The sequence below is a fragment of the Kitasatospora sp. SC0581 genome, from assembly GCF_048159585.1.
In the GTDB taxonomy this organism is placed as follows: Bacteria; Actinomycetota; Actinomycetes; order Streptomycetales; family Streptomycetaceae; genus Kitasatospora.
The window spans coordinates 60204-83741 of the sequence record NZ_JBLRWA010000007.1; the positions used below are offsets into that span (position 1 = coordinate 60204).

The window sequence follows — 23538 nt, forward strand, 5'->3', positions numbered from 1 at the left end:
GGGAGGTCTCTCTCCTCACGGTGGCGGTGGCGGTTCGGTCGGCGGTTCGGGTGACGGCCCGGGGCGACGGGGATCGGCCTGCGGTCTTCGGCGTACGGTCCAGGACGCTCCCGACTGCCGTGCGGTTGCCGTCAGTAGAGCGACCTGATCCGCATCTGCATGGCGTGCAGCTCAGGGTCGTCCGGGCTGTACTCGACGGCCGTGCGGGCCAGCTCCTTGGCCTCGCGCAGTTTCCGGGCGTTGGCCTGCTGGACGGCGAACGAGCCGTAGACGATGCCGAGTTCGCGGCACAGCTTGTCGGTGTCCTCCTGGGTGCCGGACAGTTCGAGCGCCTCCTCCAGCAGCTTGATCGCCGCCCGGTAGCGGCGGGCCTCGTAGTGGCTGATGGCCTTGCCGCGCCAGAGGCTGACCATCAGGCGGCGGATGTCGGTCGAGTCGTCGTAGGACCTGGCCTTCTCGAGCATCGCGGCCTGGTCCGCGAACGGCTTGTCCTGCATCGCGTCCACCACGTGGTTGGCGATCAGCACCGAGACCAGGCGCGGGGCCTCGTGCTCGACCCCGCCCTCCCACTCCGGGTCGGCGCGCAGCGCCTCGGCCATCCACGCGACGGCGCGCCGGTGGTCGTCGGCGAAGGCCGCCGAGCGGGCGAGCTGGCGCAGGACGAAGATCAGGCCGATCCGGTGGTCGGGGTCGGGGTTGAGTTCGACGAGCGCCCGCCAGGCGCCGGCGGCCTCCTCCAGTTCCGCGTCGGTGGCGTCGGGGTGGCTGAGCTGGCCGGCCCGGTTACCGAGGGCGGCCTCCAGGAAGTGCCGGGCGGTCGGGTCGCCGGGGACCAGCTCCAGGCTCTTCTCCAGCAGCCCGAGGGCGCGGGAGTAGTCCTTGTCCTCGTTGTTGATCTTGCGCGCCCACTGGGCGTAGGTGGCGCCGAGGTCGCCCCGCACCTCGGGGTCGTCGGGGGCCAACGCCAGGGCCTTCTCCAGGAGTTCGGCGGCTCCGGCCTGGTCGTCCAGGCTGTTCTTGAGCAGCGCGCGGGCGGCCCGGACCCCGGACTCGGCGGCGATCGCGGCGGCGTCGGCGGGCAGCCTGGCGCCGGGGACGGCCCGGGCGCGGGAGAGGCTGTCCAGGGCCTCGCGCCAGTCCTGGTTGCGGTGGTGCTCGCGGGCCTGGCTGACCAGGGACTCGCCGAGCAGTTCCTGCCAGTCCTCGCCGCGCCGCTGCTCGGGCACCGCGTCCAGGGCGGCGACGGCGGCGGCCTGCCGGCCCTGGAGCTGCAGGTAGCGCTGCGGGCCGAGTTCGCCGAACAGGCCGAGGGCCCGGGTGGGAGCGGGCGCGTCGGGGCCGGACGGGCGCTGCCGCCAGGGCCGGACGGCCTGCTCGAAGGCCTCGGCCCAGCCGTCCGCTCCGGGATCGGCGCGCAGCAGCCGGTCGAGGGTCGGGCCGAGCGCGAGGCGGCGGGCCGGGCGGCCTGGCAGGGTGATCCGGACGTCCTCCTGGGCGAGCGCGTCCGCGCAGTGGGTCTCCAGGCCGAGGCGCAGCGTCCAGGCGGTGACCTCGTCCCCGCTGCGCCCGGCGGCCCGGTCCAGGGCGCGCAGGTCGTCGCGGAGGCGGTCGAGCAGTCCGGCGCGGGCGGCGGCCAGCCGCTGGGGCTCGGCGGTGCGGCCGGTGGTCCGGGCGGACTCGGCCCACAGCTCGGGCTGGTGCAGGGCGGCGACGAGGCTGCCGATCGTCCAGGCCCAGACCTCCTCGCCTGGGCTGTCGGGACCGTCGGCGGTGTCGGCGGCGGCATCGGAGGTGTCGGCGGCATCGGAGGCACCGGCGGCGAGCCGGTAGCCGGCCAGGCCGAGCGCGTGCAGCACCCGGGGGTGGGCCGGGTCCCTGAGCAGCAGCTCGCGGTAGGCCTCCCAGGCCTCGCGGTGGCGGCCGTCGAGGACGGCCTGGTGCGCCTCGTGCTCGGCGAGCAGGGCGAGCGCGCCGGCCACCCGCTCACGGCCCGGCACCTCACGCCCCGGCACCCCGTCGCCGGGGACGGGCTGGAGCGCCTGGCGCAGGTCGACGGCGGCCTGGCCGAGCCGACCGGCGGCGAGGGCGGCGCCGGCCCGGCGGACCAGGACGGCCGCGCGGGCCGCCCCGGCCTCGGCGGGCACCCCGGCCAGGGCCTCGTCCAGGCGGCCGAGTTCGGCGCGCAGCAGGGCGAGGTCGGTCCGGACGGGCACGGCGGCGGCGCCGTCGCCGAGCGCCACGGCCCAGCGGGCGAGCACCGGTTCGGCCTGCTCGGGGACGCCGGCCCGGCGGGCGCAGTCGAGGACGGCGCGCAGCGCGGGGGCGGAGCAGCGGACGCAGCGGGGCGGGGCGGCGGCCTCGGGGGCGTGCTGGTGGTCGGGGCAGGCCTCGCGGCCGCAGCCGCCGCAGGTACCGGTGGCGGGGCGGTCGCAGAGCGCGCAGTCGCCGGCCGGCTCCGCCACGGCCGTGCCGGAGGTGAGGAAGTGCCGGTACCAGTCCAGGGCGGCTGCCCAGTTGCCGGCCCGTTCGGCGAGCAGGGCGCGCAGCCGGGCGGTCGCCGGGTCGCCGGCCGGGTCGGGCGGGCCGAGCAGGGCGATCGTCCGGGCCGGGCGGCCGGCCAGCAGGGCGACGGCGGCCAGGTGGTAGCGGTCGCGCGGGCCGAGGTCGGCGTCGAGCAGGGTGGCGACCGGCTCCGGGGTGCCCTCGGCCAGGGCGAGGGCGGCGCGCAGCCGGGCCTGGCGGTGGGTGAGGGCGCCGGGCAGGGTGTCGGCGAGGGCGAGCGCGGCGGCGGCGCGGCGGCGCGGTTCGGCGTGGTCGCGGCCGGTGACCAGCAGGTGGGCGGCCTCGCGCAGGGCGGCTTCGCGCAGCGCGGCGCGGTAGCCGGGAGCGTCCGGGTGCTCGGCGGTGGCCTGCTGCCAGAGTTCGCGGGCGGCCGTCGGGTCGGTGTCCAGCCGGGTGCGGGCGAGCCGGTCGCGGGCCAGGGCCCGGCGGGGGCGCAGGTCCTCGTCGTCCAGTGCCTCCCAGCGGGCGAGGGCGCCGGCCGGGTCGCCGGTGCGGGCGAGGGCGAGGCCGTGGTGGAAGGCGGCGACGGCGGTCCAGCGGGTGCCCGGTTCGGTACCGGCCCGGGTACCGGCGGCGGCCCCGGTGTCGACCTCGGCGCGCAGGAGCGGCTCGGCCTCCTCGGCCCGCCCGGCGGCGAGCAGAGCGGCGCCGAGCCGGACCCGGGCGGGGCGCCAGTCGGGGGCCGCGCCGAGGCCGGCCCGGTAGTCGGCGGCGGCCTCGGCGGGGCGTTCGGCGCGCTCGTGCACCAGGGCGAGGCCGAACCGGGCCGGGGCGAAGCCGGGCCGGACGGCCAGGGCGGCGGTGAACTGCTCCCGGGCCCGCTCGTCGGCGCCGAGCAGCAGGGCGAGCCGGCCGAGGGCGTAGCGGGGGCGGGGGTCGGCCGGGCTCTCGCCGGCGGCGGCCGCGAGGTCGGCCCAGGCCGCCTCGGTGGCGCCGAGGCGCTGGCGGGCCAGCCCGCGGAAGAGCAGGCCGTCGGCGCGCAGGGCCGGGCCGCGCCCCCACGGGGAGGGTTCGCCGGGGCCGCGGCGCAGCGCCTCGTCGAAGGCGGCGACGGCGGGTTCGTCGCGGTGCAGGGTGTAGAGCTGGGCGCCCCAGCGGAACCAGAGTTCGGCGCTGCCGGAGGGGGCCGCGGCGGCGAGCAGGGCCTCGGCCTCGGCGGCCCGGTCGGTGGCGCGCAGCAGGGCGGCCCGGGCGAGCACCGGCCAGTCCCGGCCGGGCAGGGCGGCGAGGGCGCGGGCGGTGGTGTCCTCGCGCTGCTCGGGGGCGCCGTCGCGGCAGCGGTGCTGGAGCCAGTCGACGGTGCGGGCGACGGTCTCGGCCTCCGCGCCGGGCTCGGGGCCGGCGGCGGTGGCCTGGAGGTGGGCGAACAGCGGGCCGAGGTCGCCGTCGGGTGCCCGCAGCCGCTCCTCGGCGAGCAGGCGCAGGCTCCACCGGGGCAGTTGCCGGGCCGGGTCGGCGAGCAGCGGGTAGGCCTCGCGGTGCAGGGCGAGGGTGGCCTCCTGGTCGCCGGTGGGGACGGTGGCCTCGGCCTGGCCGAGCAGGGCGAGGCCGCGCTGCGGGCCCAACTCCCCGGGTGCGTCGGCGAGTCGGCGGGCCAGCCGGGCGTAGCGGCGGCGGGCCTGGGCGTCCCGGCCGGCGGCGAGCCGGGCGGCGGCGGCGGCCAGTTCCCTCGCCACCGTCGCGGCGTCCAGGGCCCGACGGCGGCGGGCCAGCACGACGGCGGCCGCCGCACCGGCCAGCGCCACCACGACCAGCAGCACCGCTAACAGCGCCATGCACCGTCCCCCTGGGTTCGGACACCATCCATCCCATGACCAACTGGCTTCTGGAGATCATGAGTTGACGTCGTGTCGTGATGTTGCTCGGGCGCCATCAGAATAGGCCCTCGATCGGACAGCCGAACAGGAAAGCGCACTATCCTGGGCAGCGCGGCAGCCGTACGACAGCAGCACAGCAGCAGCTCGTCGGGAGCGGAACGGCAGCACAGCCAGCAGCGCGCCGGCGGCACCTGAACCGGCGCGTCAACAGCGGTCAACCGTCGGGGGTCGAGTGTCGGAGTCGCGTTGGGTGCCCGGGCTCCGGTTCGGGCCGGAGTTCGACCCCGAGCAGTACGAACTCCTGGAGTTCCACCACCGGGGCGGCGAGGCCGAGGTGTGGCGGGCGGTCCGCACCGGGCACAACGGGCGCAAGGAACTGGTCGCCGCGAAGATCATGCTGGAGCGCGACCCGGGCGAGGTGCGGCGCTGGCTCGGCCGCTGGGACGACGTCTCGCACAACGCGCACCGGCTGGGCGTCACCGACCTCGTCGTGCCCAGCTTCCTGCTCGGCCCCTCCCCGCACCGGCCCGGCACCCCGCCCGGCGGCGCGCTGCTGGGCTACCAGATCTCGCCCTGGGTCGAGGGCGTGCCGCTGCACACCTGGGCGCGCGGCCAGCGCGGCGGCCCGCCGGCGGTGGCCGAGGTGCTGGCCCGGCTCTGCCGGATCGTCGACGAGCTGCACCGCAAGCGCTGGGTGCACCGCGACATCTCCCCCGCCAACGTCCTGGTGGACGGCCAGGGGCAGGTCAAGCTGATCGACCTGACCTTCCTCGCCCCGCTGGACCACGCCCTGACCGTCGCGGTGTTCACCCCCGGGCACGTCCCGCCGGAGGCCGAGCAGGTCGGCGGCTTCCCGACCACCGCCAAGGACCTGTTCGCGGTCGGCACCCTCGCCCGCACCCTGCTGCTGCCCGACCACGGCCGCCTGGACCACCGGCTGGCCGCCGAACAGGCCCGCGCCGAACTGCTGGCGGCGGGCTACGGCGAGGAGTTGGCGCGCTGGGCCTGCGAGCCGCTGGCCCGCGACCCGGACCGCCGCCCCGCCCCGCTCGGCCCGTGGGCCGCCCGGGGCCGTGAACTGCTGCGCGCCCACCGGCCGGTGGCCCGTACCGCGGGCCTGGCCGTGCTGCCCGACCCGGCCGGGCGCCCGCTGGTGGTCACCGGCGGCGCCGACGGCACCGCGCTGACCGGGCCCGGCAGCCCCGGCCGGGCCCTACCTGCGGGCCAGGGCCTCTCCGCCGTACGGGAGTTGACGGCCGGCTGGGCCGGACACCCGGGCGAGCTGGTGGTCTGCGCCGAGGACCGCGGCGGCACCCTGTGGGTCGGTACGGCCGCGGGCTGGTGGGAGGCCGCGCGCGGGGTCAACGGCCTGGCGGGCGCGGTCGGTTCGGCCGGGGAGATGACGGTGTGGGCGGCCGTCGGCGGCGCGCTGCGCTCGTACCGCTGGGCGCCCGGCCGCACCCTCACCGGCCAGGAGCACCCCGGCTGCCCGGCCGACCGGGTGCTCGCCGCCGAGGAGGAGCGGCCCGGCAGCTGGCTGCTGCTGGTCGAGCACCGCGAACGGCTGCTGAGCTGGCGGCCCGGCGCCGCCCGACCGCCCGTCCCGGTGGGCCCGGCCGGTCCGCTGCGCGCCGGGGCGCTGGCCCGCACCTCCGCGGGACCGCAGGCCGCCGTGCTGCGGGCGGACGGCTCCGTCCAGCTGCACACGCTGGGCGCGGGGACGGGGGCGGGGGCAGCCGGGGCGGGAACGGAGGCCGGAACGGAGATCGGCGACGGCGAGCCCTCGCTCGGCCTCGCCATGGTGGGCCACCGCGGCGGCCCGACCGTCGCACTGGCCGGAGCGGGCGGCGTACGGCTGCGGCTGCCGGCCGGCGGCGCGTCCCGCCGGCCGCGCTGGTGGCGGCCCACGCTGCGCCCGGCCACCCGGGTCGCGCTGGCCATCGGCGACGACTGGCGGCTGTGCCTGGCGGCGGTGGTGGAGGGCGAGTTGCAGGTGTGGCAGGAGGACGCGGCGTACCGCTGGCAGGCGGTGGAGCTGCCGGAGGAGGGTTAGCGTCGGTGCGCTTCCGGGCAGCCCTGGAGCAGTTCGTCGGAGGGGTCAGGCCGTGGCTTCCGGGCAGCCGTGGAGGAGCTCGGCGAAGGCCGCCCCGGCGGCGTCCCGCGGGAGGATCCGTTCCGCCCGGCGGCCGTCCGGCGTGCTGATCACGTAGCGCTCGGCGTGGTACGAGAAGTCGTCCCAGGGCTCCCAGGTGTGGGCGCGCAGCAGGGTCCGGCCGCAGCGGGTGCAGCCGATCCACGGGACGAGGACCAGGTCGGCCAGCTCCGGTTCGCTCCAGCCCGTCACCACCTCGGCCTCGTCGCGCTCGCCGTCCAGCAGCCGTACCGGGGCGGGCGCGCCGTCGCCCGGGCAGCGCAGCAGGCCGGGGGCGAGCCGCTCGCGCTCCCCCCACTCCTCGGTGAGCACGGAGATCCGCGCCCGGTCCGTACCGCCGATCGGGATCTGGCGGGCGAGCAGGCCCTCGACCAGCAGGCCGAGCCCGCTCTCCTGCTCGCCGACCGCCCGGCAGTCCTTGACGCCCTGGGCGGCGTCGGCGGGCAGGAGGTCGGCGATCCGGTGCCAGAGCGCGGTGTCTTCGTCCATGGGTCGGACTCTAGTCGCGGGCGATCGGCGCTGGTCGGCCAGGGTCTGCGGCGGCGGCGCGCACCGAGGCCCCGGAACCCTGGTGGGGTTCCGGGGCCTCGGCCCGGCGGTGCGGAGCGGCTCGGTGGCTCCGCGGCTCGGCGGCTCAGCTGCTCAGCTGCTCAGCGGAAGCGGCGCAGCCGGAGGCTGTTGCCGACCACGAAGACCGAGGAGAAGGCCATCGCGGCCCCCGCGATCATCGGGTTGAGCAGACCCGCCGCGGCCAGCGGCAGGGCGGCGACGTTGTAGCCGAAGGCCCAGAACAGGTTGCTCTTGATGGTGGCCAGGGTCTTGCGGGAGAGCCGGATGGCGTCCGCCGCGGCCAGCAGGTCGCCACGGACCAGGGTGAGGTCGCCGGCCTCGATGGCGGCGTCCGTGCCGGTGCCCATCGCCAGGCCCAGGTCGGCCTGGGCGAGCGCGGCCGCGTCGTTGACGCCGTCGCCGACCATCGCGACGACCTTGCCCTCGGCCTGCAGCCGCTTGACGGTGTCGACCTTGTCCTGCGGCATGACCTCGGCGATCACGTGCTCCGGCCCGATGCCGACCTCGGCCGCCACGGCCTCGGCGACCAGCCGGTTGTCGCCGGTGAGCAGCACCGGGGTCAGGCCCAGGGCGCGCAGCCTGCCGATGGCCTCGGCGCTGGTCGGCTTGACCGCGTCGGCGACCTCCAGCACGGCCCGGGCCTCGCCGTCCCAGCCGACCGCGATCGCGGTGCGGCCGGCCGCCTCGGCGGTGCGCTTGGCCTCGGCCAGCGCCTCGGGCAGGTACTGCGACCACTCGTTCAGCAGGGCCTCCCGGCCGGCCACCACGGCGTGGCCGTCCACCACGCCTTGGACGCCCAGGCCCGGGACGTTCTCGAAGCCCTCGACGGCGGGCAGTTCGCCGGCCTTGGCGGCGGCGGTGGCAATGGCCCGGGCGATCGGGTGCTCGGAGGCGTGCTCCAGGGCGCCGGCCAGGCGCAGCACCTCGGCCCGGTCCACGCCGCTGGCGGTGTGCACGGCGAGCAGGGTCATCTGGCCGGTGGTGACGGTGCCGGTCTTGTCCAGGACGATGGTGTCGACCTTGCGGGTGGACTCCAGGACCTCCGGGCCCTTGATCAGGACGCCCAGCTGGGCGCCGCGGCCGGTGCCGACCAGCAGGGCGGTCGGGGTGGCCAGGCCGAGGGCGCACGGGCAGGCGATGATCAGCACGGCGACGGCCGCGGTGAAGGCGGCGGTCCAGCCTTCGCCGGTGCCCAGCCAGTAGCCGAGGGTGGCCACCGCGAGGGTGATCACGATCGGGACGAAGACCGCGGAGATCCGGTCCGCGAGGCGCTGGGCGGCGGCCTTGCCGTTCTGCGCCTCCTCGACCAGCCGGGCCATCCGGGACAGCTGGGTGTCGGCGCCGACCCGGGTGGCCTCGACCACCAGCCGGCCACCCGCGTTGACGGTGGCGCCGGTGACGCTGTCGCCGACCCCGACCTCGACCGGGACGGACTCGCCGGTCAGCATCGAGGCGTCCACCGCCGAGGCACCCTCGACCACCGTGCCGTCGGTGGCGATCTTCTCGCCCGGCCGGACCACGAAGCGGTCGCCCACGGCGAGGTCGGCGATCGGGATGCGCACCTCGGCCCCGCCGCGCAGCACCGTCACGTCCTTGGCGCCCAGTTCCAGCAGCGCCTTGAGCGCGGCCCCGGCGGTGCGCTTGGAGCGCGCCTCGAAGTAGCGGCCGGCCAGGATGAAGGCGGTGACGCCGGCCGCCGCCTCCAGGTAGATGTTGGACGAGCCGTCGCCGCGGGCGATGGTGAACTCGAAGCCGTGCCGCATGCCCGGCATCCCGGCGTCGCCGAAGAACAGCGCCCACAGCGACCAGAGGAACGCGGCGGTGGTGCCGAGCGAGACCAGGGTGTCCATGGTCGCGGCGCCGTGCCGGGCGTTGGTGAACGCGGCCCGGTGGAACGGCCAGGCGGCGTAGGTGACGACCGGTGCGGCGAGGGTCAGCGACAGCCACTGCCAGTTGTCGAACTGGAGGGCCGGCACCATCGCCATCGCGATCACCGGCACCGCGAGCGCCACGGCGGTGAACAACCGCTGGCGCAGCGGGGCCAGTTCGTCGGCCGGCTCGGCCTGCCCGGCGCCCGAACCCCCTTCCGCGGCCGGGGGCTTGGGCAGCGCGGCGGTGTAGCCGGTGGCCTCGACGGTGGCGATCAGGTCGGCGACCTCGACCCCGCCCTCGAAGGAGACCTTCGCCTTCTCCGTGGCGTAGTTGACGCTGGCCGTGACCCCGTCCATCCGGTTGAGCTTCTTCTCGATCCGGGCCGCGCAGGAGGCGCACGTCATGCCGCCGATCGAGAGTTCCACCTCCGCTGAGGCGGGTGCCTGCGTAGTCATCGTCGCTCCTCGTGACGTCGTCGTGCGGTACGTTCGGCGGCCGGGCCCTCGTACCCATGGGGGGTATCGGGCGGTGCCGGGTTCATTTATACCCCTGAGGGGTATCGGCCGCAAGACCTGACGGATACCCCCTGCCCGTATTTTTCCGGGGGCGGCGACTGCTTGACTTGATACCCCCATGGGGTATTCACTCATGGGCATCGAGCGGCATCGAGCGGCGTCGAGCCGCGTCGAGCCGCACCAAGGCGCGTCGAACCGCATCAAGTCGCATCACGTCGCACCGAGCCCGCGCCGGAACCCGAGGAGGACCCCATGGCCGGCTACCACAACGACAAGGACCAGCTCCTGCGCCGCCTGCGCCGCGTCGAGGGCCAGATCCGCGGCCTCCAGCGCATGGTCGACACCGACACCTACTGCATCGACACGCTCACCCAGGTCTCCGCCGCCACCAAGGCCCTCCAGTCCGTGGCGCTGCAGCTGCTCGACTCCCACCTCGCCCACTGCGTCCACGACGCCATCGCGGGCGGCGGGGCCGAGGCGGACGCCAAGGTCGCCGAGGCCACCCAGGCCATCGCCCGGCTCATGCGGGCCTGAGCGCCCGGCCCGTCCCCCTTCTGCCCTGCCGTCCTGCCGTCCTGCCGCCCCGCCGTCCTGCCGCCCCGCCGTCCTGCCGTCCCGCATCACGAGGAGAAACGCCGCCATGAACACCCCGCTGCGCATCACCGCCTTCACCGCCGGACTCGCCGCCGCCTTCGGCCTCGCCCTCGGCGTCGGCCACGCCACCGGCAACGGCCCCTCCCCCAAGCCCGCCACCACCGCGCACGGCGGGCACGCCGGGCACGGCGAGGAGTCGACGGACGGCGGCGCCGAGCACCTGCCCGGCGGGCTGCAGGTCTCCGAACGCGGCTACACGCTCAGCGTCGAGAACCCGTTCGTGACCGCCGGCTCCCCCACCGACCTGCGCTTCCGCATCCTCGGCACGGACGGCAAGCCCGTCACCGCCTACCAGCAGCAGCACGAGAAGGACCTGCACCTGATCATCGCCCCGCGCGACCTGTCGACCTTCCAGCACCTGCACCCGACCCTGGCCGCCGACGGCACCTGGAGCGCCCAGACCGCCGTCCCCGCCGCCGGGGAGTACCGGGTCTTCGCGGACTTCACCCCGGCCGGGGCGAGCGAGGGACTCACCCTCGGCGCCGACCTGCACGCCGCGGGCGACCTGCGGCCCGCCCCGCTGCCGGAGACCGGACGGACCGTCACCGTCGACGGCTACACCGTCACCCTCGGCGGCGACCTCACGCCCGGGCGCAGCGGCACGCTCACCCTCACCGTCAGCAAGGACGGCCGGCCGGTCACCGACCTCCAGCCCTACCTCGGCGCGTACGGCCACCTCGTCGCCCTGCGCGCCGGCGACCTCGCCTACCTGCACGTCCACCCGGACACCGGCACCCCGGGCCCGGAGATCGGCTTCACCACCACCGCCCCGAGCACCGGCAGCTACCGCCTCTTCCTGGACTTCAAGCACCAGGACACCGTCCACACGGCGGCCTTCACCGTGACGACGGAAGGCGCCGCCGCCCCGGCCGGCCATCAGCACTGAGCGGGCCCGTACGAAAGGTGCCGGGCGATCCCCTCGCGGGATCGCCCGGCACCTTTGCCGTTCACCCGATCGGGTGCGGAGCGGCTTGCCGGAGCACGGCCAGGAGAGAGGTTCCCGGGTGGATCTCGACTACGACCTTTCAGTACCCGACCGTGAAGCGGCGCTGGACGAAGCGCGGCAGCTCCGCCTCGTCGACCAGGGCGACCGCGGCGTCCTCCACCGAGATGCGACTGCGTCCGTCCGCGTCCAGGACGGACTGGTCGCCACCGGTCCGGAAACGGCCGGTACGCTCGCCGGGAGCGATGTCCTCGGCCGGGCTGAAGTAGGTCCACAGCCGATTCGAGGTTCGCAGGACGGTCAGGGCGTCCCGGTGGCCGCGCACGGCGGCCGCGTACTCCCGGGGCAGTCCGAGCGCGTCGAGGCTCTCATGGATCAGCTCGTCATGGTCGGCGCGCACCACGCCCGGTTCGACCTCCAGGCTTCCGGCACCGCCGATCACGATCAGGCGCGTCCTGGGGTGGCTCTCCAGTGCCGTCAGCAGCGCGCGGGCGGCAGTCGCGTAGACCGTGGGGTCGGCGATGGAGCGACGGACGGTGTCGGCGAAGTCCTTGGCGGCGTTGCCCGGCTGGAATCCGCTGATCAGCACGTCCAGGCCGGGCAGCACGGCCGCGATGCTCGCCGCGTCGAGGACGTCGACGTCGGCCCAGGTGATGTTCTCGCGGGTCTCCTTGATCCGTGAAGTGTCCCGACCGAAGGCCGAGACCAGGTGTCCGCGCTGAAGCGCCTCGGTGACGACCCGGCTGCCGATGCCGCCAGTGGCGCCGATGACTCCGATGTGCATGGTTCTCCCCTCAACCCGCCTGCGAATACGGCGACATGACGGACCGTCGGTCGCCACGGCGAAAACTATACGGCGTGAAGTTTCGATACGCCAACCAATCTTGTGACACTGTAGAGTGTCCGCATGGCGGCTACCGGGACCACAGGACGACGCGAGCGGCTGCGCGCCGAGACGACGGCCGAAATCAAGAGCGTGGCATTGGCGCTGATGGCCTCAGGCGGCCCCGACGCCATCACGCTGCGGGCCATCGCCCGAGAGATGGGCATGACCGCCAACGCCATCTACGGCTACTTCGCCACCCGCGACGATCTGGTCACCACGCTCATCAACGACGTGTACACCGCGCTGGCCGACGCCGTGGACGCGGCCTGGGAGGCCGCCCCCGCCAAGGACCCGGCGGTCCGGATCCAGGCATGGGCCACCGCCTTCCGGAACTGGGCCGTCGCCAACCCCGAGGGCTTCCGCCTCGTCTACGGTGACCCGGTCCCCGGCTACCACGCCCCCGAGGGCGGCGCCGCCCCGGACGCCGCGCGCCGGGTGTGCACAGGACTCGCCGCACTCGCGGCGGCTGCCTGGCCCCACACCGAACACCTCTACCGAGACAGCACGTTCGAGTGGCCCGACTTCGACCCCGGGCTCCGCGACAAGGTGCGCGAGGCCTTCCCGGAGCTGCCCCCCGCCGCCGTCGCACTCGCCCTGCGCATCTGGGGACACCTGCACGGCTTGGTGTCACTGGAGATCTACGGCCACCTCCACACTCAGATGGCCAGCCCGGACAAGCTCTTCCGCGAGGAACTGGCCCAGCTCGTCCGAGCACTGGGCATCCCTCACCAGGGCTGAGCGGCTCCGCCGCACAGCCCGGATCGGGCTTGTCCCGCGGCCCGGTGAGGTGAGGAGGAGCGGAACACCGGTTCAGGACCTCGTGCGGGTCGGGGGCCTCACACCTGTCCGCAACCACCAACACCTGAAAGCAGTTGCGCGAGAAGTCGGCCAGGCCGACTTCTCGCGCAAACCTTCCCGCCTCACACCACCTGCACGTTTGCGGGCCGGAGCCCCGGGCCGATCAGCGCTGGATTTCGGCCCGCGCCCGCTCGTCCGGCGTGCCGATGTCCCAGAAGCGGACGATTCCGTGCGCGCCGGCGTAGGCGCCCGTACCGCCGGTGACGGCCATGTCGAGCGGGGCACTCGATCCCTTCGTCCAGAGCGACTGCATGGTCAGGGAGCCGCCCTCGACCTCCATGGTGATGAGGCACTGCTTCGTCACCTCCCCACCGTGGAGCTGGACGACCTGGCACGATCCGCCCCCGCGTCCGACGCTGCGGCCGCCCTGGACGGTGGTACCGGAGTAGACGTCCATGTCGCCCAGGCTCGGCCCGGCCGCGCCGAGGTCCAGAACCTCGTACTGGTCGTTCTGGACCTTGAGTTCGAGTACCTCGACGCGGCCCTTCCGCAGGCTGTCGGCGTCCGCGGTGCCCACCGCGGCGAATCCGATCGCGGCCGTGGCCAGCGCGGCGGCGACGAATCTCCTGGCCGTCAGGTACCTGCTGCTGCTTCCGTTGGTGCCCATGGAGGCTCCCCCTTCGCTGTGAACTCGTGCGCGAACTCCCTCGACGCTATGACCCGCGAGCTGGCCTTTTCCAAGACCAATCCCGTTATCGCGCCATACCTTCGCGGGCATGATCGGCTCACAACGGACCCGGTCCGGTCCGGTCCGAGCGGCGGTCAGCCGGAGGACTTCACCGACTCCTCCGACAGGTCCCAGAGCCTCCGGGCGTTCTCGCCGTCCAGCGCGTAGCGTGCGACGCCTTGCAGCGGGACGCCTCGGCGGTCGAGCACCTCGGCCTCGTCGCAGTCGGCGAAGTAGCGGCCGCCGACGCCGTCCAGGAGGGGTGAGACGGCGAGCAGGACGGAGGTCGCCGCTCCCTGGGCGACCGTCTTCATCAGCTCGGGCGGGATGGTCCCGCTGCCCCGGCCGTCGGTGTGGCGCTGGAGGTTGGTGAGGATCGCGCCGGGCATCAGGGCGTTGGCGGTGATGCCGTCGTCGGCCCAGCGGCGGCTCGCCTCGACCGCGAACAGGACGTTGGCGGTCTTGGACTGGGCGTAGGCGAGCCACGGGTCGTACGGGCGGAAGGCGAAGTGGACGTCGTCCCAGACGATCGGCGACCGCTGGTGGGCGCTGGAGCTGACCGAGACGATCCGGGCGGCGCCGTCGGCGGCGAGCGCGCGGTGCAGGCCGGCGGCGAGGGCGAAGTGCCCCAGGTGGTTGGTGGCGAACTGCCACTCCCAGCCCTGCTCGGTGTACCGCTCCGGGCAGGCCATCACGCCGGCGTTGTTCACCAGGATGTGCAGCGGGCCCTGCCAGGCCTCCGCGAACGCGGCGACGGAGGCCAGGTCGGTGAGGTCCAGCCGGCCGACGTGCACCTCCCGGTTGCCGGTGGCCGCGGTGATCTCCTCGGCGACCCGCCGCCCGGCCGCCACGTCGCGGACGGCCAGGGTGACGGCGGCGCCGGTGCCGGCCAGCACCCGGGCGGTCTCCGTACCGAGGCCGGAGGCGGCGCCGGTCACCACGGCGCGGCGGCCGGTGAGGACGACGCCCTGCGCGACCTCGGCGGCGGTGGTCGCGAAGCCGTACGGCGTACTGATCGCGTTCATCGGTGAACTCCTCTTCGGGGGACGGGTGTTGTCGACGCCCTCACGGTACGAGCAGGCGGTCCTGCTCGGTCGGCGGCGTGCCGCCGTACCAGTCGAGCGGGCGGCCCGCGCGGACGAGTTCGCCGTACAGGACCGGGTCGACGGGCTCGGCGAACACCAGGTCCAGGATGTCCGCGGCCGCCACCGCCGGCGGGCGCGCCTCGCGGTAGTCGCCGAACCAGGGGCGCGAGGTCGCGGTGTCGACCATGCCCGGGCAGACGGAGGCGATCAGGATGCCGGCGGCGAGGTCGCGCTCGCGCCGCTCGGCGGCGACCGCCCGGACGGCGGCCACCTGGGCCACCTTCGAGGGCACGTTCAGCCAGCGCGGCCAGCCCGCCTCCTCGGCGGTGCCGTGGTGGATCGCGGCGCGCCAGGACTCGACGGCGTACTCCACCTGGTCGAGGGTCGCGCCGTCGAACAGGTGCCGCAGCCGGGGGTCCAGGTGGCCGAGGGTGCCCAGGCTGCTGGCCACCACGAGCAGTCGGCCGCCGGGGCGCAGCACCGGGGCGAAGTCGCGCAGCACGGCGTGGGTGGCGGTGTTGGAGACGTCGATGAACTCGTCGGCGCGCTCGGACTGCGACTCGCCGGGGAGCAGCCGGGCGACGGCGTTGGACAGGACGATGTCGACGCCGCCGTGCCGCTGCCGGAGTTCGTCGGCGAGGCGGGCGAGGGCCTCGGCGTCGGTGACGTCCAGGACCCGCCCTTCGACGCGACCGCGGGTGCCGGCCGACCGGGCGACCTGGCGGGCGGCCTCGGTGACGCGCTGCTCGCTGCGGCCGGTGAGCAGGACCAGGTCGGCCGGCCGCAGGCGGGCCGCCAGTCCCTCGGCGAGGGCCCGGCCGAGGCCCTGGTTGGCCCCCGTGACGAGGGCGGTGCGGGGATCGCTCATACCGACCACGGTAGGAACCGGCGCCTCCATGAGTCCAACGAAACTCTCGCACCTCTGCTATGCGTAGACGTCATGGACTTCACGGACGTCTCGCTGACCGCGCTGCGGGTGTTCCGGGCCGTGGCCGAGCAGGGCACCTTCACGGCGGCCGCGCAGGCGCTGGGGTACACCCAGTCGGCGGTGTCCCGGCAGATCGCCTCGATCGAACGGGCCGCGGGCGCGGAACTGCTGGAACGGCGCCGCGAGGGTGTCCGGGTGACGGCCGCCGGGCGGGTGGTGATGCGGCACGCGACCGTCGTGCTGGAGGAGATCGACGCGGCGGCCCGCGAACTGTCCGGTAGGCCGGAGGAGGGCGGGACGGTCCGGCTCGGCTGGGTGCCGACCGCCGGCACCACGCTCGTCCCGCAGGCCCTCGCCGCGCTGCGGCGCAGCGACCCGGGAGTACGGGTGACCAGCCGCGAGGGCGGCACGGCGACGCTGGCGCGGGCGCTGCGGGCGGGCGGCATCGACCTCGCCCTGCTCTCCTCGGCCCCGCCGTTCCGCGCCCCGGACACCGAGTCGCCGCCCCTGGTGCTGCAGACCCTGACCGAGCGCGCCCTGTGCCTGGCCGTGCCCGCCGCGCACCCGCTGGCCCGCGGGGAGTACGTCGACGTGGCCGACCTGCGCGGGCAGCGGTGGATCGCCGGGCCGTCCGCCGGGGCCGACCGGCTGATGGGGGTGTGGCCGGGGCTGGACGAACGGCCCGAGATCGCCCACACCGCCCGCGACTGGCTCGCCAAGCTGCACCTGGTGGCGGCCGGCGGCGGGCTGACCACCGTCTCCCCCGCCATGGCCGCCGCCGCACCGCCCGGCGTACGCGTCCTGCCGGTACGCGGCGGCCCGCAGGAGGTGCGGCGCCTGCTGCTGGCCCGCCTCCCGCAGCCGCCCACCGACCCGGTCCGCCGCCTGGCGGCGGCGCTGCGCGCGGCAGCGGTGGCGGAGGCGAACGGCGGTCCGCAGGAGGCCCGTTGAGCCCCGCGCAGGTCAGTCCGCGGCTCGTCGGTCCGCCCCGGGCGGCGGGACGGGCCCGAGGTCGGCCTCGGGCTCGCGGGTGAGGACGGCGAGCAGGGCCGGGTCCGCGTACACCTCGGCGCTGTGCTGCCACTGGGTGAGCAGGAGCTCCACCGGGGCGAGGTCGTCCGGGGCCACCGCGCCGCGCGCCGTGTCGACCAGTTCGGTGATCAGGGTGTCGAGGTCCCCGTCGGGCAGGACGGTGCACCAGGGCAGGGCTACGGGCAGAGCCTGCCGCAGTGCGGCGGCGTCTCCGGCCCGCGCGAGCTCGGCGAGTGCTTCGGGGGTGAAGTCCACGACTGAGGAGCGTACGTGAGGCGGGGAGGATCGAGTGCGGGCGCGAGTGGTCAGCGGCCCGGGCGGCAGGGGGCGGGGGTGCCACGGGTCGGGTCGGCGGTGACGGCCGCCGCGACGGCGGCGGCCAGGCAGGCGATCAGGCAGCGGGTGACGGGGTGGCGTACGGCGCGCAGCAGGGCCGACGGGCGTGTGGCGGGGGCCGGGTGGTGTGTCATCGGGGGCTCCTTCGCGTGGGGGTACGGCCGTCGGGGGCCGCGTCGGTGGACGCGGCCCCCGGCGGGGCGGGCGGGGTGGTGGGCGTCCTCACGCGGCCGTCGCGGACTTCGTCCCGGCGGCGTCCGCGCGCCCGGGGCGCGGGGTGCGCAGGGTGGCCGCCGCGAGCAGGCCCCCGGCCACCGCGATCGCCGCGGCGCCGAGGAAGGCAGCGGAGAAGCCCGAGGTCAGACCCTGGACGGTGGCGTCCGGGGTCCGGGCGCCGGCCAGTGCGGTCATCGCGGCCAGGCCGAGCGCCGAGCCCACCTGGTAGCCGGTGTTGACGATGCCGGAGGCGAGGCCGCCGTCCTCCGGGGGCGCGCTGGAGATCGCGGTGCCGAGGGAGGGGATGAAGGCGAGCGCCATGCCGGTCGCGGCGAGCAGGGAGGCGGGCAGCACGTCGGTCCAGAAGTTGCCGTCCGGGCGGGCCTGCGAGAGCCCGGCCAGGCCGGCGCCGAGGGCGAGCATGCCGGTGACGACAAGCGCCTTGGGGCCGAAGCGGGCGATCAGCCGGGGCGCCAGGGTGATCATGATGCCCATGATGGCGACGGTCATCGGCAGCAGGGCCGCGCCGCTGGCGAAGGCGCCGAGGTGGAGGACCTGCTGGAGGTAGAGGTTCAGGAAGAACCACATCGGCACCCAGGCCGCGGCCAGCAGGAACTGGGCGAGGTTGGCGGCGCCGAGGTTCGGCACCCGGAAGATGCCCAGCCGCATCAGCGGCTCGCGGCGCCTGCCCTGGACGACCAGGAAGGCGGCCAGCAGCACGGCCGCGCCGGCCAGGGTCAGCAGGGTCGACGCGGAGGCCCAACCCGCTTCCGGGGCGCGGACGACGGCGTACACGGCGGCGGCCAGTCCGGCGGTGACGGTGAGCGCGCCGACGAGGTCGATGCCGCCGCGGCGCCGGGGCGCGGAGGGCATCAGCGCGGGAGTGGCGAGCAGCGCGACCGCGGCCACCGGGATGTTGATGTAGAACACCCAGGGCCAGCTGACGTACTGGGTGATCAGGCCGCCGAGGAAGACGCCCGCGGTGCCGCCGGCCGGGGCCGCCGCGCCGTACAGGGCGAAGGCCTTGGTCAGTTCCTTCGGGTTCCCGCCGAAGAGCGTCATCAGCAGGGTGAGCGCCGAGGGGGCGATGAGGGCGGCGCCGAGGCCCTGGACGCCGCGGCCGGCCAGCTCGGTGGGCACGTTCCCGGCGAGGCCGGCGAGCAGTGAGCCCGCGCCGAGGACCGCCCAGCCGGCGCTGAACAGGCGGCGGGCGCCGAGCAGGTCGGAGAGCCGTCCGCCGAGCAGGAGCAGGCCGCCGAAGGCGACCACGTACGCGTTGAACACCCAGGACAGGTCCTCCTGGCCGAAGCCGAGGGCGTCCTTCATCCTGGGCAGGGCCACCCCGATGATCGAGGTGTCCATGATCACCACGAACTGCGCGGCGGCGATCAGCGCCAGTGCGCGCCACCTCCGGGGGTCGGGCCTGGTGCTGTCGGTTGCCATCTCTTGCTCCCTGTCTGTGAGGGGTATCGGCCGGGGGCGGTGCCTCGCGGCGATCGCCGGGGATCGTCAACTCGCAGGACGGGCACGGTGGGTGTGCCGGTCGACGACCCCGGTGAGGATGACCGAGAACATACCCTAGGGGGGTAGGGTTTAGTCAACGGAGCCGGGGCGGCGGGGAACGGGGCCCGGAGGCGGGAGGCAGCCCGCGAGGGCGGGGAATCCGGCGTCCACCGGCGGGGTTTCACCAGGCGTCAGCACCCGCCTCGTGAAGGGCCCTCCGTGCGCGCCATCCAGATCCACCGTTTCGGCACCCCCGAGGTCCTCGACCTCGTCGAGACCCCCCGGCCCGTGCCCGGGCCCGGGGAGGTGCTGGTCCGGACCGTCGCGAGCGGCATCAACCCCGTCGACGACAAGACCCGGGAGGGGGCCATCGGCGAGGGCGCTCCCCCGCTGCCGACGACGCTCGGCTGGGACCTGGCCGGCGTCGTCGCCGACGGCGGCGACAGCCCGCTGGAGGCGGGGGAACGGGTCATCGCCATGTCCCACCAGCTCGACACCACCCGCGGCACCTGGGCCGACCTGGTCGCCCTCCCGGCGGAGGCGGTGGCCGTCGCGCCGCGGGCGGTCAGCCTGGTCGAGGCCGCCACGCTGCCGCTGCCCGGGCTGACGGCCCTGCAGACGCTGGACTGGCTGGCGGTGTCCGCCGGCGAGCGGCTGCTGATCGCCGGTGCCGCCGGCGCGGTCGGCGGGCTCGCCCTGCAGATAGCCCGGGCGCGGGGCGTCGAGGTCGACGCCCTGGTCTCCCGGGACGCCCAGGCCGGCTTCGCCCGCGAGCACGGCGCGGGGCTCGTCTCCACCGACCCCGCCGCCTTCCGGGGCGGCGGCTACCACGCGGTCTTCGACACCTTCGGGGCCTTCGTCACCGACGCGGTCGCGGACGGCGGCCGCTACGCCTCGATCGCCACCCAGGCCGGCCCCGTCCCGGACCTCTCCGCCCGCGGCGTGCGCACCACCGTCCACCAGGTGCGCGAGGACGGCGCCGGGCTGGCCGAGTTGGCCCGGCTCGTCGACGCCGGCGCCCTGCGGCCTCGGGTGCACGCCACGTACGGGCTCCAGGAGATCCGGGCCGCGCACGAGCGGTTCCGCGAGGGCGGCCTGGCCGGGAAGATCGTCGTGACGTTCTGACCGCCGCCCTCGGCCGCCTCACCCGCGAGCGGCCCTCGGCCGGGCCGCGCCCACCGCACCGGGGGCCCTCGTGGAGGAACCCGGCGGGGTGGGCCGGCACCGGACTACCGGACTGGCGGCGGGAGTTCACCGACGCGGTCGGCGGCGGCCCGGGCGAGGACCGCGGAGGTGCCGACCACCGTCCCGGCCGGGCCCACCTCGCCGTCCTCGGCGAGGACCGTGCGCTCGCCGAGGAACCCGTACGTGCTCCGGTCGAAGACCCACTGCGTCTGCCGCCCGTACGCCGTACGGGCCACGGCGACGCCCTCACGCCCGGCGGCGTCGACGGCCGAGCCGACCACCGTGACCCCGGGGATCCGCTCGGCCGCCCGGTAGAGCGCGGCGGCGACCTGCGGCGGCGCCCAGGTCTCGGCCAGCAGGTCGCCGATCGCCGTGAACGCCCGCTGGTCCGGGTCCTGGCCCTGGCCCCGGGTCTGCTCCCTGACCAGCCGCAACAGGGCGTCCGGGTCGGTGGGCAGCGCGGCGACGAAGGCGTGGGTCGGTTCGCCGACCGACGGGCCGCCTCCCCCGCCGAACGCCTCGGGCCGGGCCGTCGCCCCCGGCTGGTCGAGGTGGAGGACCGGCCCGTCCTCGCCGAGCCGGCTGTCCGGCCCGCCCTCCTCGCGCAGCAGGCCGGGGCGGCTGCCGTCGGCGGACAGCCACACCTGCCGGGTGTGCGCGGGCGCCATCGTCACGGGGCCGCCGCCCGCGCTCTGCGCCGCGTAGGCGACCCTGCTCTCGATGTAGACGAACTGGTCGGCGCGGACCGCCGGTTGCTCCGATCCGGCGGCGGCGAGGGCGATGCGGTCGAGCAGCCGTACGGCTTCGGAGCCGCCGGTCGGACCGCCTCCCGCCACCGCCGCGTGGTCGCGCCCGGGCGTTCCCGCGCCCCCGAGGTCCGACGCCACGACGCCGACCACCGCCAGGGCGCAGGCGAGCGCAGGCACCGCGATCCGGAACCGGGCCGAACGCCTGGCCGGGCGCCGGACCGAGCGCCCGGCCGGACGCCGGAGCGGGGCTCGCGGAGCGGGGCGGCCCTGCGGCTCGGCGGCCTGGCGCAACAGTGCCTCCCTCAACAGCAGTTGGCGATCCGCGTCCAGGCCGGGCACCGTCGGCGGAGGCAGCAGCCCGGCGAGTTCACGGCGCTCCGACTCCTCGGACGCCGGGCGCTGCGCGGCTCGCCGTGGGGTGGCGTTCATCCGTGGCTCTCCTGGGTCGACGGCCGGAGCGCGGGGAGGCGGCCCGGTACGGGCAGGGCGGGGGCGGCGGCGCGGGCCCTGGCTTCGGCCTTCGCCTTCACCTTCGCCTTCACTTTCGCCTCCGCCCTGGCCTCGGCCTCGGTGAGTTCGCGCAGCCGGGCCCGCGCCCGGGACAGCCGCGAGCGGACGGTCCCGACCGGCGTGCCGAGCGCCTCGGCCGCGCTCGCGTAGTCCAGTCCGGCCCACACCACCAGCGTGAAGACCTCCCGGTCGCGCCGCCGGAGCCGGGCGAGCGCCCGGCGCGCGGCCCGCAGCTCCTCGACGTCCGCGAGGTGCGCGACCAGGTCGTCGGAGAAGTCCGGGACGGCGCCGCGCTCCGGGATCCGGGCGAGCGCGAGGTCGCGGCGCCGCCGGGCGCGGGCGTTGCGGCGCATGACGTTGGTCGCGATCCCCAGCAGCCACGGGCGCAGGCCGTCGCCGTCGGGGTGCAGCCGCTCCCGGCCCCGCCACGCCTCCAGGAAGGTCGTCGAGACGACGTCCTCGGCCTCCGCCCAGTCGCCCGTCACGCGCAGGGCGTAGCGGTACAGCACCTGGGCGTGCTCGTCGTAGAGCTCGCCCAGGACGTCGGGGTCGCCGCGGCGCAGACGCGTTCTCATGAGTGCTTCCACACTCTGCCCTGCCCGGTCCGACACCCGGGTTCCGGTGACGTGCGTCACAGGCCCCGACCCACCGTCGATGTGGCCCGGCTCACAGGAACTCTGGTGCCCCTCCGAGCAGTACAGGACATGACCACCGCTTCCGCTCCCCGCTCCGTTCCCCGCCGGAACGCCCTCCGGGCCCTGGCCGTCGCCGTCGCCCTGGTCGGCGCCTCGACTCCCGCCCTCGGCGGCCCGGCCTTCGCCGCCGAGCCGCAGACGTACACCCTCACCGTCCGGCACCTGGACCGCGCCGGCCAGGCGACCGCGCCGTACCGGACCAGCGTCACCGGGATCTCCGGCCCCGGCGCCGACACCTCGGTCCGGCTCGACGCCCCCTCCGGCGTCACCACCGTGCGGCTGCCCAAGGGCCGGTACGTGCTGGACAGCAACCTGACCTCGGGCCTGGAACCGGGCGGCACGATCTGGACGGACTGGATCGTCCAGCCGCGCCTCGACCTCGACCACGACACCACCGTCACCGTCGACGCACGGACCACCGCCCTCGTCGACGTCCGGCCCCCGGACGGGTCCGCGCGCTTCCGGCACAGCGGGATGTTCGTCGAGGTCACACACGAGGGTGCCACCAGGACCGTCAACGTCGCCAACGGGTCGCCGAACCTGCGCGTCGCCCACCTCGGGCCGCAGACCGAGGCCGGGGCGGTCAAGCAGTGGTTCGACGTCAACTGGGACACCGACACCGGCGGCTACCTGCTCGGCCGGACCTCCACCGGCACCCGCGCGCTGACCGGGCTCAGCAAGCACTACTCCGCACAGGAGCTGGCCACCGTGAACATCCGCGGCGCCGCCGGACCGGGCGGCGCCGGAACCGCGCTCGTCAGCCTCCAGCCGAGCGACGGAGCAAGCATCGGCGAATCCCGAAGCGTCACCACACCCGGCACCGCCACCTTCCACATCGCACCCGAACGCGGCACCTGGGACATCGGCGTCACCGTCCCCCGCACCGACGGCAGCCGGCCGACCTACTACACCGAAGACCGCGTCGCCGTACGGGCCGGGGCCACGACCACCCGCACCTTCGACGGCCCCGTCTTCGGCCCCGCGCTCACCGACCGCCCCGCCGTCTCCCGCGACGGCGACCGGATCACCGCGGACGTCCCGCTGCTCGCCGACGGCGACGGCCACGTGCCGTGGACCCCGTCGTTCGACACCGCCTACACCTCGCTGTACCGCGACGGGGTGCTGGTCGGCGCCGCCTCCGACGCCGCCGGGCGCGGCGAGTTCACCGTGGCCCCGGGCACGGCGGGCTACCGTCTGGCCGCCACCGTGACCCGCAAGGCCGCGGCCGGCGCGACCACCCGGGTGACCGCGTCCTGGACCTTCGCCTCCGCCACCACCGCCGCCCCGACCGCGCTCCCCGTCAGCGTCGTACGGTTCGCCCCCGGGCTCGACCCGAGCGGCACCGCGACGGCCGGCAGCGCGCTGCGCATCCCGGTCACCGTGCAGGGCGCCGCCGCGGACGGCCGCGTCCGCTCGCTCACCGTCTCGTCCTCCACCGACGGCGGCGCCTCCTGGACCCGCCTCCCCGTCGAGGCCGGCGCCGTCACCGTCCACAACCCCCCGGCCGGCACCGCCGTCTCCCTGCGCGCCGAACTGACCGACACCGACGGCAACACCCTCGACCAGACCATCACCGAGGCCTACCGCACCCGCTGACCGTCCCGTTGCGACGAACCCTGAGCGATCCTCACCGAAGCCTGACGGATCACACCGTGTCTCATCGAAGGTCAAGCAGGCAGGGCAGGGCCCTGCTGTGCCTACCGGATCCGAGATCGGCTCGGCCGGGATCCCGGCCGAGCCGGTTCGCTCACGCCGCCGGCCGCGGTGGAGTCGGTGGAGGACAGGGTTCGCGCGCCTGCCGGC

General features: G+C 75.8%; 19 protein-coding genes. 7 read left to right on the forward strand and 12 right to left on the reverse strand.

Features of this window, described 5'->3' with window-relative positions:
* Positions 1-131: 131 nt before the first annotated feature.
* Positions 132-4337, reverse strand: coding sequence for a hypothetical protein (locus ACLWS4_RS14335; protein WP_416874300.1), 4206 nt, complete (start codon positions 4335-4337; stop codon positions 132-134).
* Positions 4338-4629: 292 nt separating this feature from the next.
* On the opposite strand from ACLWS4_RS14335, the gene ACLWS4_RS14340 reads away from it, so the two are divergent.
* Complete coding sequence (locus ACLWS4_RS14340) at positions 4630-6432, forward strand: protein kinase domain-containing protein (protein WP_416874301.1); 1803 nt, start codon at positions 4630-4632, stop codon at positions 6430-6432.
* A 45-nt stretch (positions 6433-6477) separates the two neighbouring features.
* Here the strand turns inward: ACLWS4_RS14340 and ACLWS4_RS14345 are convergent, their stop codons facing one another.
* Positions 6478-7020, reverse strand: coding sequence for a hypothetical protein (locus ACLWS4_RS14345; protein ID WP_049651139.1), 543 nt, complete (start codon positions 7018-7020; stop codon positions 6478-6480).
* 161 nt (positions 7021-7181) lie between these two features.
* Positions 7182-9428, reverse strand: a complete 2247-nt coding sequence (locus tag ACLWS4_RS14350) for a heavy metal translocating P-type ATPase (RefSeq protein ID WP_416874302.1) — start codon at positions 9426-9428, stop codon at positions 7182-7184.
* A gap of 312 nt (positions 9429-9740) precedes the next feature.
* Between ACLWS4_RS14350 and ACLWS4_RS14355 the strand changes: the two genes are divergently transcribed.
* Together ACLWS4_RS14355 and ACLWS4_RS14360 are read left to right on the forward strand one after the other, a co-directional pair.
* Positions 9741-10022 carry a metal-sensitive transcriptional regulator gene (locus tag ACLWS4_RS14355; protein ID WP_049651130.1) on the forward strand — a complete coding sequence of 94 codons (282 nt, stop codon included), beginning with the start codon at positions 9741-9743 and terminating at the stop codon, positions 10020-10022.
* Positions 10023-10128: 106 nt separating this feature from the next.
* The gene (locus ACLWS4_RS14360; RefSeq protein WP_416874303.1) at positions 10129-11028 is read left to right on the forward strand and encodes a hypothetical protein; all 900 of its coding nucleotides are present in this window, start codon (positions 10129-10131) and stop codon (positions 11026-11028) included.
* 139 nt (positions 11029-11167) lie between these two features.
* Here ACLWS4_RS14360 and ACLWS4_RS14365 read toward each other — a convergent pair whose 3' ends face one another.
* Complete coding sequence (locus tag ACLWS4_RS14365) at positions 11168-11869, reverse strand: NAD(P)-dependent oxidoreductase (protein ID WP_375877139.1); 702 nt, start codon at positions 11867-11869, stop codon at positions 11168-11170.
* Between the two features lie 123 nt (positions 11870-11992).
* On the opposite strand from ACLWS4_RS14365, the gene ACLWS4_RS14370 reads away from it, so the two are divergent.
* Complete coding sequence (locus ACLWS4_RS14370) at positions 11993-12709, forward strand: TetR/AcrR family transcriptional regulator (protein ID WP_049651127.1); 717 nt, start codon at positions 11993-11995, stop codon at positions 12707-12709.
* Positions 12710-12932: 223 nt separating this feature from the next.
* Here the strand turns inward: ACLWS4_RS14370 and ACLWS4_RS14375 are convergent, their stop codons facing one another.
* From ACLWS4_RS14375 to ACLWS4_RS14385, 3 genes are all read right to left on the reverse strand, one after another.
* Positions 12933-13436 carry an allene oxide cyclase barrel-like domain-containing protein gene (locus ACLWS4_RS14375; protein WP_416874304.1) on the reverse strand — a complete coding sequence of 168 codons (504 nt, stop codon included), beginning with the start codon at positions 13434-13436 and terminating at the stop codon, positions 12933-12935.
* A 155-nt stretch (positions 13437-13591) separates the two neighbouring features.
* Complete coding sequence (locus tag ACLWS4_RS14380; protein ID WP_416874305.1) at positions 13592-14521, reverse strand: SDR family NAD(P)-dependent oxidoreductase; 930 nt, start codon at positions 14519-14521, stop codon at positions 13592-13594.
* A 40-nt stretch (positions 14522-14561) separates the two neighbouring features.
* Positions 14562-15449 (reverse strand): SDR family NAD(P)-dependent oxidoreductase, encoded by an 888-nt coding sequence (locus ACLWS4_RS14385; RefSeq protein WP_416874306.1) that lies wholly within the window; start codon positions 15447-15449, stop codon positions 14562-14564.
* A gap of 72 nt (positions 15450-15521) precedes the next feature.
* On the opposite strand from ACLWS4_RS14385, the gene ACLWS4_RS14390 reads away from it, so the two are divergent.
* Positions 15522-16460, forward strand: coding sequence for a LysR family transcriptional regulator (locus ACLWS4_RS14390; RefSeq protein ID WP_416874307.1), 939 nt, complete (start codon positions 15522-15524; stop codon positions 16458-16460).
* Positions 16461-16472: 12 nt separating this feature from the next.
* On the opposite strand, the gene ACLWS4_RS14395 is transcribed toward ACLWS4_RS14390, so the two are convergent.
* The 3 genes from ACLWS4_RS14395 to ACLWS4_RS14405 form a co-directional block, all read right to left on the reverse strand.
* Positions 16473-16796: a hypothetical protein gene (locus ACLWS4_RS14395; protein WP_380745547.1), complete on the reverse strand. Its 324-nt coding sequence runs from the start codon at positions 16794-16796 to the stop codon at positions 16473-16475.
* A 50-nt stretch (positions 16797-16846) separates the two neighbouring features.
* Complete coding sequence (locus ACLWS4_RS14400; RefSeq protein ID WP_416874308.1) at positions 16847-17011, reverse strand: hypothetical protein; 165 nt, start codon at positions 17009-17011, stop codon at positions 16847-16849.
* An 88-nt stretch (positions 17012-17099) separates the two neighbouring features.
* Positions 17100-18536 carry an MFS transporter gene (locus tag ACLWS4_RS14405; RefSeq protein ID WP_416874309.1) on the reverse strand — a complete coding sequence of 479 codons (1437 nt, stop codon included), beginning with the start codon at positions 18534-18536 and terminating at the stop codon, positions 17100-17102.
* 279 nt (positions 18537-18815) lie between these two features.
* On the opposite strand from ACLWS4_RS14405, the gene ACLWS4_RS14410 reads away from it, so the two are divergent.
* Positions 18816-19721 (forward strand): NADP-dependent oxidoreductase, encoded by a 906-nt coding sequence (locus ACLWS4_RS14410; protein WP_416874310.1) that lies wholly within the window; start codon positions 18816-18818, stop codon positions 19719-19721.
* 104 nt (positions 19722-19825) lie between these two features.
* On the opposite strand, the gene ACLWS4_RS14415 is transcribed toward ACLWS4_RS14410, so the two are convergent.
* Positions 19826-20959 carry a CU044_5270 family protein gene (locus tag ACLWS4_RS14415; protein WP_416874311.1) on the reverse strand — a complete coding sequence of 378 codons (1134 nt, stop codon included), beginning with the start codon at positions 20957-20959 and terminating at the stop codon, positions 19826-19828.
* On the reverse strand, positions 20956-21615 hold the full coding sequence (locus ACLWS4_RS14420) for an RNA polymerase sigma factor (protein ID WP_416874312.1): 660 nt from the start codon (positions 21613-21615) through the stop codon (positions 20956-20958). The genes ACLWS4_RS14415 and ACLWS4_RS14420 overlap by 4 nt, the downstream gene beginning before the upstream one ends.
* Positions 21616-21744: 129 nt before the next feature.
* On the opposite strand from ACLWS4_RS14420, the gene ACLWS4_RS14425 reads away from it, so the two are divergent.
* Positions 21745-23331 (forward strand): serine protease, encoded by a 1587-nt coding sequence (locus ACLWS4_RS14425; RefSeq protein ID WP_416874313.1) that lies wholly within the window; start codon positions 21745-21747, stop codon positions 23329-23331.
* The last annotated feature ends 207 nt before the right edge of the window (positions 23332-23538 follow it).